At 60.2% G+C, this 15033-nt stretch carries 17 protein-coding genes; 8 read left to right on the top strand and 9 right to left on the bottom strand.

The window, feature by feature from the left end; all coding sequences use genetic code 11:
* On the bottom strand, nt 1-1377 hold a 1377-nt coding region (gene dnaG / locus MOV61_RS14980), incomplete at its 3' end, for a DNA primase (protein WP_247137133.1).
* A 188-nt stretch (nt 1378-1565) separates the two neighbouring features.
* Here dnaG and MOV61_RS14975 point away from each other — a divergent pair.
* Entirely contained in the window at nt 1566-1859 is a 294-nt protein-coding gene (locus MOV61_RS14975; protein WP_247137132.1) for a BrnT family toxin, read from the top strand.
* On the top strand, nt 1822-2154 hold the full coding sequence (locus MOV61_RS14970) for a BrnA antitoxin family protein (RefSeq protein ID WP_247137131.1): 333 nt from the start codon (nt 1822-1824) through the stop codon (nt 2152-2154). Before MOV61_RS14975 ends, MOV61_RS14970 begins: the two co-directional genes overlap by 38 nt.
* A gap of 332 nt (nt 2155-2486) precedes the next feature.
* Here the strand turns inward: MOV61_RS14970 and MOV61_RS14965 are convergent, their stop codons facing one another.
* Entirely contained in the window at nt 2487-2939 is a 453-nt protein-coding gene (locus MOV61_RS14965; protein ID WP_247137135.1) for a GatB/YqeY domain-containing protein, read from the bottom strand.
* A gap of 324 nt (nt 2940-3263) precedes the next feature.
* Between MOV61_RS14965 and carA the strand changes: the two genes are divergently transcribed.
* Nucleotides 3264-4469, top strand: coding sequence for a glutamine-hydrolyzing carbamoyl-phosphate synthase small subunit (carA, locus tag MOV61_RS14960; protein ID WP_247137130.1), 1206 nt, complete (start codon nt 3264-3266; stop codon nt 4467-4469).
* A gap of 99 nt (nt 4470-4568) precedes the next feature.
* Nucleotides 4569-4919, top strand: coding sequence for an antibiotic biosynthesis monooxygenase (locus MOV61_RS14955; protein ID WP_247137129.1), 351 nt, complete (start codon nt 4569-4571; stop codon nt 4917-4919).
* A gap of 25 nt (nt 4920-4944) precedes the next feature.
* On the opposite strand, the gene MOV61_RS14950 is transcribed toward MOV61_RS14955, so the two are convergent.
* The gene (locus MOV61_RS14950) at nt 4945-6342 is read right to left on the bottom strand and encodes an MATE family efflux transporter (protein ID WP_051899768.1); all 1398 of its coding nucleotides are present in this window, start codon (nt 6340-6342) and stop codon (nt 4945-4947) included.
* A 128-nt stretch (nt 6343-6470) separates the two neighbouring features.
* The gene (locus tag MOV61_RS14945) at nt 6471-7730 is read right to left on the bottom strand and encodes a TCR/Tet family MFS transporter (RefSeq protein WP_247137128.1); all 1260 of its coding nucleotides are present in this window, start codon (nt 7728-7730) and stop codon (nt 6471-6473) included.
* A gap of 281 nt (nt 7731-8011) precedes the next feature.
* Here MOV61_RS14945 and MOV61_RS14940 point away from each other — a divergent pair, with 281 nt between their 5' ends.
* Both MOV61_RS14940 and MOV61_RS14935 read left to right on the top strand, forming a co-directional pair.
* The gene (locus tag MOV61_RS14940; protein ID WP_247137127.1) at nt 8012-8383 is read left to right on the top strand and encodes a phospholipid-binding protein; all 372 of its coding nucleotides are present in this window, start codon (nt 8012-8014) and stop codon (nt 8381-8383) included.
* Nucleotides 8384-8466: 83 nt separating this feature from the next.
* Complete coding sequence (locus tag MOV61_RS14935; protein WP_247137126.1) at nt 8467-8946, top strand: DUF2938 domain-containing protein; 480 nt, start codon at nt 8467-8469, stop codon at nt 8944-8946.
* Here the strand turns inward: MOV61_RS14935 and MOV61_RS14930 are convergent.
* Complete coding sequence (locus MOV61_RS14930) at nt 8943-9266, bottom strand: helix-turn-helix transcriptional regulator (protein ID WP_247137125.1); 324 nt, start codon at nt 9264-9266, stop codon at nt 8943-8945. The two genes, MOV61_RS14935 and MOV61_RS14930, sit on opposite strands and share 4 nt — an antisense overlap.
* A 47-nt stretch (nt 9267-9313) precedes the next feature.
* Between MOV61_RS14930 and MOV61_RS14925 the strand changes: the two genes are divergently transcribed.
* Nucleotides 9314-9796 carry an SRPBCC family protein gene (locus tag MOV61_RS14925; RefSeq protein ID WP_247137124.1) on the top strand — a complete coding sequence of 161 codons (483 nt, stop codon included), beginning with the start codon at nt 9314-9316 and terminating at the stop codon, nt 9794-9796.
* A 229-nt stretch (nt 9797-10025) separates the two neighbouring features.
* On the opposite strand, the gene MOV61_RS14920 is transcribed toward MOV61_RS14925, so the two are convergent.
* The 3 genes from MOV61_RS14920 to MOV61_RS14910 all read right to left on the bottom strand — a co-directional run bounded on the left by MOV61_RS14920 (nt 10026) and on the right by MOV61_RS14910 (nt 12868).
* On the bottom strand, nt 10026-10934 hold the full coding sequence (locus MOV61_RS14920) for a neutral zinc metallopeptidase (RefSeq protein ID WP_247137123.1): 909 nt from the start codon (nt 10932-10934) through the stop codon (nt 10026-10028).
* A gap of 94 nt (nt 10935-11028) precedes the next feature.
* Complete coding sequence (locus tag MOV61_RS14915; protein WP_247137122.1) at nt 11029-12240, bottom strand: MFS transporter; 1212 nt, start codon at nt 12238-12240, stop codon at nt 11029-11031.
* 145 nt (nt 12241-12385) lie between these two features.
* Nucleotides 12386-12868, bottom strand: a complete 483-nt coding sequence (locus tag MOV61_RS14910; protein WP_247137121.1) for a DUF2306 domain-containing protein — start codon at nt 12866-12868, stop codon at nt 12386-12388.
* 111 nt (nt 12869-12979) lie between these two features.
* Here MOV61_RS14910 and MOV61_RS14905 point away from each other — a divergent pair, with 111 nt between their 5' ends.
* Entirely contained in the window at nt 12980-13780 is an 801-nt protein-coding gene (locus MOV61_RS14905; protein WP_247137120.1) for a LytTR family DNA-binding domain-containing protein, read from the top strand.
* Nucleotides 13781-13795: 15 nt separating this feature from the next.
* Here the strand turns inward: MOV61_RS14905 and MOV61_RS14900 are convergent, their stop codons facing one another.
* Nucleotides 13796-14869 (bottom strand): phosphatase PAP2 family protein, encoded by a 1074-nt coding sequence (locus MOV61_RS14900; RefSeq protein ID WP_247137119.1) that lies wholly within the window; start codon nt 14867-14869, stop codon nt 13796-13798.
* Between the last annotated feature and the right edge of the window lie 164 nt (nt 14870-15033).

The following is a 15033-nucleotide window of genomic DNA, read 5'->3' as shown; positions in this document are numbered from 1 at the left end:
GCCCTGCCCCGGCCTGCCACCAGCACCGCCGCCGCGCTGAAAATTCTGGCGCCGGTCATTGCCGCCGCGCTGAGCCGGCGCGAAGAAGCTGTTCAACCGGTCGCGGATGGCCTGTTGGTAATGCCGGCGCACATTTTCGTCGGCGATGACGGAAACGATCTGCTTCAGCCGCGCTTCGAGTTCGGCACGCTTTTCCGGCGTATCGAAACTTGCCGATGCCGCTTCGCGCTGCCAGATCATCTCCACCAGCGGCTTTGCTTCGTTGAGCACCTTGTCGAAGGGCGCGCGGCCTTCATGGCGAACGAGATCGTCCGGATCCTTGCCATCGGGAAGCAGGGCGAAACGCACCGATTTTCCCGGTTTCAGGAACGGTAGCGCCAGATCCGCGGCACGGCTTGCCGCCCTGAGACCAGCGCCGTCGCCGTCGAAGCAGAGCACCGGCTGGGAGGTCATCCGCCAGAGAAGCTCGAGCTGGTTTTCGGTAAGCGCCGTGCCGAGCGGCGCCACGGCATTTTCGACGCCCGCCTGGTGCAACGCGATCACGTCCATATAACCTTCGACGGCGATGATCGTGCCCTCGCCCTGTCCAGGTTTGCCGACACCCTGGGCTCGTCGTGCCCGTGAAAAATTGTAGAGCACCTGCCCCTTGTGGAAGAGCTCGGTCTCGTTGGAATTCAGATATTTCGCCGGCGCATCCGGCGCCATGGCACGGCCGCCAAACGCGATCACCTTTTCCCGCGACGACAGGATCGGGAACATCACCCGGTCGCGAAAGCGATCGTAGGAAACGGCGATCCCCTCCCCATGCACGACAAGGCCGCAAGCCTCGATCTGGTCCTTCGGCACGCCTTTGGCGGCCAGATGTTCTTTGAGCGCATTGCGGCTTTCCGGCGCATAGCCGAGGCGGAAGGTCTCGATGGTACGGCCGGTCAGCCCGCGATCGCGCAAATAGGCGCGCGCTTTCGCCCCGACGGCGCTCTGGAGCTGATCCTGGAAAAATTGCGTCGCCAGCTCCATGACGTCGAGCAGCGTCGTGCGTTCCTTCTCGCGCTTTTCGGCCTGGGGGTCCGGCTGCGGCATGGCGATGCCGGCCATGTCTGCGACAGTCTGCACCGCTTCGGGAAAACTCTGCCCTTCCAGATCGGTCAGGAACCGGAAATGGTCGCCTGTGACACCGCAGCCAAAGCAGTGATATCGGCCCTTGCGGTCCTCGCAATGGAAGCTCGGGCTCTTCTCGCCATGGAAGGGGCAGCAGGCCCAATAATCGCCGCGCGAGACGTTGGTTTTCTTGCGATCCCACGTCACCCGCCGGCCGATCACGCCCGATATCGGCACGCGGTCGCGAATCTCGTCGAGAAAACTGTTGGAAAAGCGCATCTTCACCTCTGCTTGGCGTCCATATAAGCACGGCTCGAAAGGAACGCCACCAACAAGAGAAACGCTGCCCGCTATTCACAGGCCAGCTGTCCAAAGGCTTGACTAACTTGCGCCTCTGTATATACATATTGCCTATACACATGGCGCATTACGTGCCTGAAGGCAACTGAAGTCTTTTAGGTATCGTTATGAATCGTGAGCAAGAACCGCTCTCCCTCTTCGAGTGGAATGAAGGCAAGCGGAGAACCAATCTTGAAAAGCATCAGATCGATTTCGAAGATGTGGTGTTCGCCCTCCAAGAGCCCCGTCTCGAACTTCGCTCGGATCGAAATGGAGAAGTCCGCACCCTTGCAATTTGTCCCGATACGGATCGCCTCATAGCAGTCGTTTATACCATGAGAGGCGAAAAATGCCGGATCATCTCAGCACGGGCGGCCAGACAGAATGAGCAAAGACTCTATTACGACCGTTACCCTCGATGAACTTCGCTTGAAGCGTGCCCAAGGCGAAAAAAGCCAGACCGACTGGGCGCGTATCGACGCCATGACCGATGAGGATATCGACCGCGCGATTGCGGACGATCCCGATTGGGCGGAGTTCAAGGATATCGACTGGTCCAAGGCCGTGCTCGTCGTGCCGAAGCCCAAAAAGTCAATCTCCCTTCGCGTGGATGAGGACGTCATCGATTTCTTTAAGTCCACCGGCAAAGGTTACCAGACCCGCATCAACGCGGTGCTCAGGCACTACATGCGCGAACAGAAGAGTCACAAGAAATGACGCTCCCATGCTTCGATATTCGGCAAATTTCAGGCCGGAAACAAGCAATCCGGATTATCTTTTTGTAATTTGCAAACGCAGATTGGCGCATCTAGCCTCACCTCAAAATCGAAAGCGTCGACGCCCCCAGCGAAAATGCCATCGAGCACGGCCTTTTCGACCGTGCAACTCCTTCGCTCTTCGGACGGGGCGTGTCGCAGTGTATCGCAGCGCCCCGGACCATCTCGCCGGCGGCAAGTCCGCAGTCGGCCGGCAAGATCCGGAAGAGCAAAAAGGCGGGAATCCGGTGACCGGATTCCCGCCTTTCGTTTACCGGCCTTTAAAAGGGCCGCCTACTTCAAAAGCTCTTTCACCACGCCGGAAGCCTTGGCGAAATCCATCTGGCCCGGATGCCTTTCCTTCAGCACAGCCATGACCTTGCCCATGTCGCGCAGGCCTTGGGCGCCCGAGTCGGCGATCGCCGCCTTGATCAATTCCTGCACCGTCTCGTCCGAGAGCTGCTCGGGCATGAAACCCTTGATGACGTCGATTTCCTCGCGCTCCTGCGTCGCAAGTTCGGCACGGCCGGCGTCTTCGTAGATCTTCGCCGATTCCTCGCGCTGCTTCACCATCTTCTGCAGGATCTGCAGGATATCGTCGTCGCTGACCGGGTCCTTGCCGAGACCGCGATTGGCGATATCGCGATCCTTGATCGCAGTCTGGATCAGCCGCACGGTCGAAAGCCGGCGGGTTTCCCTGGCCCTCATAGCGTCCTTGAGCGCATCCGAAAGCTTGTCGCGCAACATCATTTTTCTCCTTGGGAAAAGCCTGGGCGCAGGCATCGTGAATTGTGGCTTTTCCTTGGCATTCACACCGCTGTCATAGACGACGGGCCGGAGGCGATCAAATCAATTCGCCCAAATCCTTGAATCCGATGGCTTATAATTCCCATGGAATTCTTCGGCGCCGAGATTGACCACCTCGCCTGCTTTGTCTATTTTCCGGCACCTGCACGAGATTTAGAGGTTAGGGCTTGCGCCGGGATTCCGCGCGCCCGTCTCTCACGACCATAAATGGCCCTCGCAGCCTGTCTCTTCAAGGGACGGGACCGGTGAGGCAGAAGGATGGATATGACCGCGACCGCTCCCTGGACCACCAAGAAACCCACCGCATTGCTCGTTCTGGCCGATGGCACCGTGATCGGAGGAACCGGGATCGGCGCAACCGGCAAGGTGCCGGCCGAAGTGGTGTTCAACACCGCGCTGACCGGTTACCAGGAGATCCTGACCGACCCTTCCTATCTCGGCCAGATCGTCACCTTCACCTTCCCGCATATCGGCAATATCGGCACCAACGAAGAAGACGTCGAGGACCTGACGCCGGCAGCTCGCCGCGGCGCGGTCGGCACCATCTTCAAGGCCGACATCACCGAACCCTCCAACTACCGCGCCTCTAAGGATCTCGACGGCTGGCTGAAAGCCCGCGGCATCATCGGCCTTTCGGGCATCGACACCCGCGCGCTCACCGCCTGGATCCGCCAGAACGGCGCACCGAACGCCGTCATCGCCCATGACCCCAACGGCGTCTTCGATATCGAGGCTCTGAAGGCCGAAGCTCGCGCCTGGAGCGGGCTCGAAGGCCTCGACCTCGCAAAGGAAGCCACCTCCGGCCAGTCCTCGCAATGGAACCAGAAGCCCTGGGTCTGGAACGAAGGGTATGAAGACCTGAAGCCGGAAGACGCGAAATACCATATCGTCTGCGTCGACTACGGCGTAAAGCGCAACATCCTGCGCCTTTTCGCTGGCCTCGACTGCAAGGTGACGGTGGTGCCCGCCCAGACCTCTGCGGAAGACATCATGGCTCTGAAGCCGGATGGCATCTTCCTGTCGAACGGCCCGGGCGACCCGGCCGCGACCGGCGAATATGCCGTGCCGGTCATCAGGGACGTCATCAAGACGGATATCCCGACCTTCGGCATCTGCCTTGGCCACCAGATGCTCGGCCTGGCGCTCGGCGCCAAGACCGAAAAGATGCATCAGGGCCATCACGGCGCCAACCATCCGGTCAAGGACCACACCACCGGCAAGGTCGAGATCGTCTCGATGAATCACGGCTTCGCGGTCGATTCGAAGTCTCTGCCGCAAGGCGTTGAGGAGACTCACATTTCCCTCTTCGACGGCAGCAATTGCGGCCTGCGCGTCACTGGCAAGCAGGTGTTCTCGGTCCAGCATCATCCGGAAGCCTCGCCCGGCCCGCAGGACAGCCACTATCTCTTCCGTCGCTTCATCAACATGGTGCGCGAGAAGAAGGGCGAACCTGCCCTCGCCGAGCGCTGAATTCGGGCGCCCTTAAAAAATCCGCAGCCGCCTATTGACCTCAACATTGGTTGAGGTCCCATAAACGCCCCTGTTCAAGATCGAGCAGGGGTTTTTCATATGAGCGAAATACAGAATCGACGCATTTTTCGCGTCAACAGATTTGCGGTCCCGGTCGAAGGGCGCGAAGAATTCATGGCGTTGGTTCACAGGACGCATAAGGTTATCCGCGCCCAGCCGGGATTCGTCGACGATCTGATCCTGGAACAGGCTTCCAGCGCCGGACTATTCAACGTCATCACCATCCTCCAGTTCGAAGGCGAGCACGCTCTTCAGCCGGTCATTGCCGCAGTCGCAAAATCCGATGAGGAGGCAGGCATCGATAGGCAGGCGTTGAGCCGACGCCTCGGCGTAGAGACCAATGTCGGCTTCTACCACAGGGCGGTTTTACAAGAGCTCCAACCGGCCTGACCAACAAAGACGGTCCGCTGGCTCTTCAGCGGGTCGTTCTGGCCTGGCGTCTCACCAGCAGCCAGAAGCGGCCGCAAAGCAGAACCGCGGCCGCTGCGAGGCCGGTGACGAAGCCAAACCAGACGCCTTCGCCGCGAAACCCGAGCGGGAACGCGAAGACCCAGGCGCAGGCGAAACCGATCGGCCAATAGGCGATCAGCGCCAGCACCATTGGCACCCTGGTGTCCTTGAGGCCACGCAACAGGCTGGCCCCGACCACCTGTAGCCCGTCGACCAGCTGGAAAGCTCCGGCGATGACGATCAGCGGGACCGCCAATTTCAGCACGGTCGCGGCGTCCTCCTTGCGTGTATCCAGGAAGAGATTGCCGAAGAAGTGCGGGATCGTCGCATACAGCACGCTGCCGATTGTGGTGAACAGGACGCTGACCGCAAGCACGGCAAGCGCCGCCCGCTTGACGCCCAGAAGATCACCGCGGCCATTGGCCAGCCCGACGCGCACCGTCGCCACCTGCGACAGGCCGAGCGGGATCATGAAGGCGATCGCTGCGAGCTGCAGCGCGATGCCGTGGGCTGCGAGTTCCAGCTTGCCGATGATGCCCATCAGCAGGGAGGCAGCCGAAAACAGGCTGGTTTCCGCCAGAATGGTGAAGCTGATCGGCAGGCCGAGCACGACGATCTCGCGCACCATGCTCCAGTCCGGCCGCCAGAAGCGCACGAAGATCTCGTAGGCGCGCATCTTCGGCTGGCTTTCCACATAAAGGAGAGCGGCCACGAAACCGAACAGGTTGGCGGCGACGGAAGCGATTGCCGCCCCGTGCAGGCCCATTTCCGGTGCACCGAAATGACCGAAGATCAGCAGATAGGCAAGGCTGGCATTGATGAGGAACATCACGATCGTGACGTAAAGCACGATGCCGCCCTTCTCGAGCCCGGTGACGAAGCTTCGAAGCGCCATCAGCCCGAGCGCGGGGAAAATGCCCCATTGGGCGATGCGCAAATAGCTCTGTGCATTTGCCGCGACATCCGGCTGCTGCCCGAGTGCCAGAAGGATGGGTGCCGAGAACCACAGAATCGGCGCCGTCAGCACCCCGAACGCAAGCACGATCCACAGCCCCATGCGAACCGACCGACGCACCGAGCGGCTATCGCCATGCCCGAGCGCCTGCGCCACCATCGGCACCACGGCGCTGGTGAACCCGGTGCCGAAGATGAAGACCAGGAAGAACATCTGCGTGGCGAGCACCACGGAAGCGAGCTCGGTCGTGCCGAGCCAGCCGACCAGGATGACGTCGGTTGTATTGATCGCCATCTGCGCCAGCTGCGCCCCGACCAGCGGCACGCCGAGCGCAAGGGTCGCGCGCATATGTGCGGACCAGGAATTGTCCGTCACCGTCACAGCCATGGTGGTGGAAAGGCTCGACATGACACTCCTCCGCAGACGAAAAAAGCCGCTTCCAGAAACTGGCGAGCGGCGGATGACACAGCCTATAGAGGAGCATCATCCGTGCAGCAACACTTACAGGCGATCCAGCAGTATTTTTGGACGTTTCTTCAAGAAATCTGATGCGTGAGCTCGGTTTCGCGCCCAACCACCTGTGTTTTCCGTGAAATCCGGCTCAGGAACACCAAAATGGCACAAGCCATGAAAATCGCCGCCATCATGTATGGCGCACCCGCGAACTCCATTTTCGCATGCTCCCCCGTGAACGCGCTGAACAGCTGCGTGAAGATCGCCGGACCGACGATCGTCGTCAGGCTGGTGAGGCTCGTCATCGCGCCCTGCAGCTCCCCTTGGGCCGACGGCGGCACCTTGGCCGAAGCAATGCTGCGCAGCGCCGGATCGGCGACGTTCTCGATCGTCGTCACAAGGATGACGGCATAGACCATCCACCCCTGCCACGCGAAGGCATAACCGGTAAGGCCGAGGCAGCAGAAACAAAGCCCGAGCACCGCAGTCTTCCATTCGCCGAGCACAGGTACCAATTTCGGCAGGATGAAGCCCATGACAAACGCGGCGCAGATACCGAACAGACCGAGCGACAGGCCGATCTGCCCCTCGCTCCAGCCGTAACGGTAGGTGGACACAAAGGACCAGACGGACGGATAGACCGCGTGTGCCAACCAATAGAGGAACATCACCAGCATGATCCAGCCGATGCCCGGATAGTGGCGCATCTGGCGCAGCGCACCGAGCGGATTGGCGCGCTTCAACTCGAACTTGCGGCGGTTCGCCTTGTCGAGCGTCTCCGGCAGCAGGAACCAGGAGGCGACGAAATTGGCAAGCGACAAGAGCCCGGCGCCAAGGAACGGCACACGCGGCCCGAGTTCGCCGAGCAGCCCTCCGATCACCGGCCCGACAGTGAAACCGACGCCGAAGGCGATCCCGATCAGGCCAAAGTTCTTGGCGCGATTTTTCTCATTGCTGATATCGGCAATATAGGCCGAGCAGGTGGCAAAACTGCCGCCGGAAATGCCGGCCAGCACACGACCGACGAACAGCATCCAGAAACTGGTGGCGGCCGCGCAGATCAGGTTGTCGAGAGCGAAGGTGAGGACCGAGGCGAGCAGGATTGGCCGACGGCCGAAACGGTCGCTGAGATTGCCAAGCAGCGGCGCAAACAGAAACTGCATGCCGGAATAGATAAGCAGCAGCCAGCCGCCGTCGACGGCCGCCGCACTCATGTCGTCGCCGGTCAGCTCGCGCAGGAAGGTCGGCAGCACCGGCATGATGATTGCGATCCCGATGATATCCAGGAACAGGATCATGAAGACGAGGAAAAGGCCTCGGCGGACAAATTTCGGGTCGAGCATTAAATGTCTCTCTAGCAATGGTGTTTTCTTGAAAGACGATCAATTCGCCGGGCTGCCTACATAGCGGTAAAGGAAAACCGAAACAATACGTGAACATTTCAAAGTTTTTGATGAAAGGCACAACCGCAACGCATGGTCATGCAACCCGGCGCTCCTCTGCTTCCAGAACGTTAATTCCTCAGCCCGGCCATCCACCATTTATGCGCGACCTCCGTTGACAGATGCACGCGAAAGCCTAGTCTACCTCCTGTTGCTTCGACCGTGATCGATTGGGGATTGTCATGCGCGGATTGATGGTGATCGCATTTCTCCTGGCATCGTGTACCGCCGCGATGGCGGATATGAAGGTCTCCTTCGACTGGGGACCGACAAAAAAATGTTTCGATTCGAAATCGCCGCCGATCTCGCTGTCGGGCGTGCCGGCCGGCACCAAGGCGCTCGATATCCGCATGAAGGATATGAACGCGCCGGAGTATAACCACGGCGGCGGCAAGGTGGACTATTCCGGCCAGAAATCACTCGCCTACGGCGCCTTCAGCTATACCGGCCCCTGCCCTCCCTCCGGCCAGCACAAATACCGCTTCACGGTGAATGCTCTGGACGCCGGCGGCAAGACGCTCGCGACAGCCACCGCCGACAAGATGTTTCCCTAGTCTCGGAGCCCGGAGGATCTCGACAGCCCAAACCGGACCTCATAGAGATTGGAATTGAACTTCCCTCTCTCCGGCGGCCTCTCATGATCGAACTTCTCTGGCGCGGCATTCTCATCGGGCTCGGCGCCACCATCCTGATGGACCTCTGGGCGATCGTGCTGAACAGGGTCTTCAGCCAGCCCAAGGCCAACTGGGCGCCTGCCGGGCGCTGGTTCTGGCACCTGCAGCGCGGAAAGGTGTTTCACGACAGCATCGCGGCGGCCGAACCCTACGAACATGAACTGGCTCTCGGCTGGGCCGGCCATTATGCCATCGGCATTCTCTACGGCGTGCTCCTTGCCCTGATCATGGGACAAAATTGGTTCGCCGCGCCCACCTTCATTCCCGCCTGGATCTTCGGCATCGTCACCATCGGCGCCGGCTGGTTTCTGATGCAGCCCGGCCTTGGCCTCGGCTGGGCCGCCTCGAAGACGCCGAGGCCGAACAAGGTCCGCTTTCTCAATTTCGCCGCCCACACGGTTTTCGCGCTCGGGCTTTACGACACCGCACTGCTGATCCGCTAGTCTTCCAGATCCCGCTTCATCCGGTCGAGCATATCCACGGCATGCGCCGCAAAGGCGCCGATCCAGCGGTCGTGGATCGCCTTGATCGGCAGCGGGTTCAGATGGTTCCAGCGCTCCCGGCCCTCGCGCTTCACCAGCACCAGGTCGGCACCCTCCAGAACTTTCAGATGCTGCATGACGGTGCAGCGGTCGAGCTTCGGAAACCGGGCGCAGAGATCGCCCGTCGTCTGCGGCCGATCTTTCAACTCGTCCAGAATCTCCCTGCGAACCGGAGCCGCTAGAGCCTTGAAAATACGGTCATTCTTTTCACTGCTTGACATGTTATATTTTTATAACATAATGTGAGGAGAAACAAGGGAGAAAGATCATGGAACTGAAATTCAAGGTATCCGGCCGGATTTCAAAACCGGTCGAGGAAGTGTTCGAGGCCGTCGCCGATCCCAAAAAGCTTTCGGGTTATTTCACCACTGGCGGAGCTAAGGGGCGGCTGGAGACCGGCACGACGGTCACCTGGGATTTTCATGATTTCCCGGGTGCCTTTCCCGTTGAAGTCGTCGAAGTGGAGAAGAACAGCAAGATCGTGCTGCGCTGGGACGCGACGGAGGGCAATGCAGCCGAACAGGGACCGGAAAATGTGGTCCCCGCCAACTACAAGACGACTGTCACCATGACCTTCGAACCGCTGGAAGACAGCCGCACGCTAGTGACGATCGCCGAGGAAGGCTGGCGTGAAACGAAGGGCGGGCTCGAAGCCTCCTACGGCAACTGCCAGGGCTGGTCGCAGATGCTCTGCGCCTTGAAGGCCTATGTGGAATACGGCATCAACCTGCGCGAGGGGATGTATAAGTGATTTGGCTCTTGGGGTACCGTTCACCCCCCTCTGCCCTGCCGGGCATCTCCCCCTCAAGGGGGGAGATTGGCTGCGGCCAGCTCACCGCCCCACATTGAACTTCACATCCTTAACAGTGCTTATTTGGATGCGGGGATCGTGCCTCTTGTGATCTCCCCACTTGAGGGGGAGATGCCCGGCAGGGCAGAGGGGGGCGATCTGGCCCCGCCCTCTCCTACAGGTCTGGAAGCTAAACATTCCCCGAGAACGTATCGCAGGCCTTCATGTCGCCCGTATCGAACCCGCGCTTGAACCAGCGCGCGCGCTGCGCCGAAGTGCCGTGGTTGAAACTTTCCGGCACGACATAGCCCTGGCTGCGCTTCTGCAGCGTGTCGTCGCCGATCTGCTGGGCGGCGTTCAGCGCCTCTTCGAGGTCGCCGGTATCGAGAATGCCCTTCTGCTGGGTGAACTTGCCCCAGACGCCGGCAAAGCAGTCGGCCTGCAGCTCGACGCGCACCGACATGCGGTTGGCATCGGCCTCGCTCATCCGCTGGCGGGCCTGGTTGAATTTCGGCAGGATGCCGAGAAGGTTCTGCACGTGGTGGCCGACCTCATGGGCGATCACATAGGCCTCTGCAAAGTCGCCCGCAGCATCGAAACGCTGTTCCAGCTCCCTGAAGAAATTGGTGTCGAGATAAAGCTTGTGGTCGCCGGGGCAATAGAAGGGTCCTGTCGCGGAAGACGCAAATCCGCAAGCCGAGTTCACCTTGCCGGAAAACAACACCAATGTCGGCTCCTGATACTGCTGACCGTTGGCCTGGAAAATGCCGTTCCAGGTATCTTCCGTCTCCGCCAGCACGGTGCGCACGAACGCTGTCGTGTCGTCATTGGCCGGCGTGCGGTTGCCGGTCGTCTGCTGCTGTTCGAAACCCGAACCGTCCATGCCGAGCTCGCCTGACAGCAGCGAGAGCGGGTTGATGCCGGTAATCCAGCAGATGATCAGGATGACGATGATCCCGCCGATGCCGAGCCCTCCGCCACGGCGGCCACCGCCACCGATCGGGATGCGCAGGCCGCCGCGACCAAGCGGACTGCCGTCCATGGAAGCGCCGCGCTGGTCCTCGACATTGTCCGATTGCCGGCGCCCTCTCCATTCCATGTCGTGCTCTCCTGTTCGACCGAATCCTGGCCGATATAACGCTGGCGGCCGCAAAAGCGATCCGTCCCCGCATCACATAGCCGAAGATTCGTCTTCAGGCGACCCGCAGCGCCTTTTTGCCCGGCAGGAAAACCGTCAGTAATCCGAATACCGGCAGGAAGGCGCAGACATTGTAGACGAAGGTGATGCCGTAACGGTCGGCAAAGATGCCGAGCACCGCCGCGGCGATGCCGCCGATCCCGAAGGCGATCCCGAAAAAGATGCCGGCGATCATCCCCACCCGGCCCGGCACCAGTTCCTGCGCCATCACCACGATCGCCGGGAAGGACGATGCCATGATAAAACCGATGATCGCCGAAAGCGCGATCGTCACCGGCAGGTTGGCAAACGGCATAGCGAGCGTGAACGGCAGCACGCCGAGGATCGAGAACCAGATCACCACCTTGGAGCCGAACTTGTCGCCGACCAGCCCGCCGATGACCGTGCCGAGCGCGACGGCGCCGAGGAAGATGAACAGCATGATCTGCGACTGCTGCACCGTCACCTGGAAGCGCTCGATGACGAAGAATGTATAATAACTGCTGATCGACGCCATGTATGCGTTCTTGGAGAAGGTCAGGATGGTCAGCACGATGAGCGAGATGGTCACCGTCCGCTTTGAAAGGTTATGGGCCTTCAGCACCCGCTTGCGGCCCTGGTTGGCGAGCATATGCGCCTTGTACCAGCGCGCCACCCACGACAGGACGACAATGCCGAGCAGCGCGATTCCCGAGAACCAGGCAACGCTGCCCTGACCGTTCGGCACGATGATGAAGGCTGCGAGCAGCGGGCCGATCGACTGGCCGAAATTGCCGCCGACCTGGAAGACCGACTGCGCCATCCCGTAACGGCCGCCGGAAGCGAGCCGCGCCACACGCGAGGATTCCGGATGGAAGACGGCCGAGCCGATGCCGATCAGCGAGGCGGAGATCACCAGCACCCCATAGGAATGCGCGTTCGCCAGCATGAACAGGCCGATGAAGGTCGAACCCATGCCGACCGGCAGCGAATAGGGGAACGGCTTCTTGTCGGTGATGATGCCGATCACCGGCTGTAGCAGCGAGGCCGTGCACTGGAAGGCGAGCGTCAATATGCCGATCTGCCAGAAATCGAGCGCATAATCCGTCTTCAGCATCGGATAGATCGCTGAGATCATCGACTGCATGATGTCGTTGATCATATGGCAGAAGCTGACCGCCAGAATGATCGGCAGGATCGTCACTTCGGCGGCAGTTGCGGAAATGGGTTTGGATGTTGCATCGGCCATTGAATTTCCTCCGCGCAAGCGGTCGTCATCGCGGATGGCCGTTGCTGCAAGTGTCTTGGTTGCAGCTCTAATCCCGCAAGCCGGGCCTGTCCATGACAGGAAGGCGCCGAACGGTACGCTTCGAGGAAATTCTTGATACAAGCTCCTAAATTCGCCGCGACGCCAGCCTCTGCTGAAGAAGAAGCATCCCGGCGATCGCGATGAGCGTCAGAAGCAAAATCCAGCTCGGTCCGCCGGAAAACACCACGGTGTTCATGATCCGGCCCGGGATCAGCGTGAACAGGCCGGCGATGACGATGCCGCCGAAATACATGCCGATAACGGCCGCCTTGTGCGCCCTTATATTATGAGCGCGCGCCGCGCTGATCGACCGCCACGCCCCGACCAGCACGAAGACCGACAGGAGATGGATGGGGCTGAAACCGTAGACGAGATTGATCTCGTGGATAAAGAAGCTGGAGAGCGAGGTGACGACCATCAGCGCCATCCAGATCTTGCCGAGCAGACGGTGGACCGGCGTGCCCTTGCGATTGAGAAGGATATAGGCGCCGAGCACCGATGCCGGCAGAACGGCCGCGACATGGACCTGCACGGCAAGCGGGGCGTCAAGAAGCGGTTGAAGGTTCATGGGAGGTCCCTGTCGAAATCAGCGAGAACGGGAGGCGATTGAATTGATCGCCTGTTTCCGCCATGACTGGCTTGCCCTCAATCGGAATGGCGCAAACGACGGACAAACTTCGTGAATCACCCGTTTTTGAGCTCCACGCTTCGTGAATTGCAGATCTTCACCCGCTCCTGGCGCTTCTGGACGACCTTTACGCTCGTCATCCTGATCTTCGTCGTCACCGGCCCCTACGGCACGCTGGAGCGGATGACGTTCGGCGTCCGGTTCGGTTACTGGCTGATCGTCCATGCCGTTACCTGGACGATCGCCATCTGTCTGTCGATCATGGCGGAAATCCTGTTGCGCGACCGCGTCAACCATACGCTCGCCCGCATGATGATCGGTTCGCTGATTGCAGCCCTGCCGATCGGCTTTGCACTCGGCGCCATCGATTTCGCGTTCGTCGGCCACTGGACCGAGATGGGCGATGGTTTTCACCGGGCGCTGTTCGCGCTGCCGCTCTGCGCCCTCTTCTGTCTTCTGACCTATACGGCGATGCACCGGCAGATCGCCGAGGCTTCCGCCCCGCCCGCGCTTGTCCCGGCGCCGGCGGTCTCCTCCGCATCGGAACCCGAAATCCTCGCTCGTTTGAAACCCCAGAACCGCGGCGCGCTCCTGCGGCTTTCCGTCGAAGACCACTATACCGACGTGGTCACCAGCCGCGGCCACGAACTGATCCTCCTGCGTTTTGCCGACGCTCTGAAGGAACTTGGGCTCGCACCCGGCCTGCAGGTGCACCGCTCACACTGGGTGGCGGATGCCCATGTCGAAACACTGAGACGCGACGGCGGCAAGCTCGTGCTGATCATGAAGGACGGCACGGAAATCCCCGTGAGCCGCACTTATATGGACGCCGTGCGGTCGCGGTTCGGCTAGATTACCACCCCTTGGCTATGACGCTGCGGCTGCGTCCGAACGCCGGATGAACACGAAAGGCGCTCGCCAGAACACCGATGCGAAGAAATAGGCCAGCGTCACGATCATGAACGAGACATATCCGTCGATGGCATAGTGCCAGCCGAGATAGACGGAGCTCAGTTGGACAAAGCCTACATAGGTAAAGCCTAGGATGCCGAGGCTGCGGGAACGTTCGGCCATAAAGTAGGCATTGAGGGTGATCAGGCCGACATGGACACTCGGAAAGGCGGAAATACCGCTTGCCAAACCAGGGGTGCCCTGTTCGTAGAGGCTCCAGAGATAGGACTGGTAATGCGCCGCGGAATTCGCCCACTGGCTCGAAGCAAGAAACGCCGTCAGCGCAGCAAACCGGGCGTGGTCGCCGGTCACGGCACCGTAAAAGGCCGGACCAGCCGACAGGAACATACCCGCAAGCACATTGCCGCAGATGACCCAGACAAACAGAAAAAGCAGCATGTAACGTTGGCGAATACCATCGGCGGCTGGTGACGTCAGGACGAAGAAGAGCGCGCCGAAGCAGATGATGAACCACGCCACGCTGTAATTGAATTCGACGATGGCAAGAACCACGTCGTAACCGGCCACCGCATGCAGCAGCCGCCATGGATCCAAGCCGAAATATATCCAGGCGTCGATATCCGCCTGTATCTTGTCGTAACGGAAACCACCTTCCAGCGTCGGCAAGGCGTTTTTGATCGAGGTGAACGTGCCCTGGAAAACCATCAGGCCCATCATCAACAGCACGCCGGAGACCAGAGAGGCGACACGCCGGGCGGAAAAAACGCGGCGATAGGCAAGCAGCCGCCGCCTGTCGAAACGCAGTATCAGCATGGACAGATCGATGATGACCGCCATCAGCGGCAGAAAAACAGCAAACACTGCTGGCCATTGATCGAAGTAAAATTGATAGGAAATCATCTCCGTCGTGCTGGTAAGGCCGAGGAATATCAGGCCTCCGAGCGAATAGAAGCCGATAAGTGCGTAAAGCAGCGCATCCTTGCGCAGGCGAACCCGGCATTCGCGGGCGACACATATCAAAAATCGCACCGCCTGCTCTGTGCATGCCACGCGCTGCTGCATCTGTTCACGTCTCGATAGGAGGCCCCCGATTTCTTGACACTATGCAAATCTGATTAAGGTTTCGCTATCTGAACACCTCAAGACCGGACCTCGATTTCTGTCGATTTGGCGATTTATGGGGTTCCGTTCGC

This window comes from Neorhizobium sp. BETTINA12A (assembly GCF_023006485.1).
Classification (GTDB): domain Bacteria; phylum Pseudomonadota; class Alphaproteobacteria; order Rhizobiales; family Rhizobiaceae; genus Neorhizobium.
This window is presented reverse-complemented; position numbering and strand designations above follow the sequence as displayed.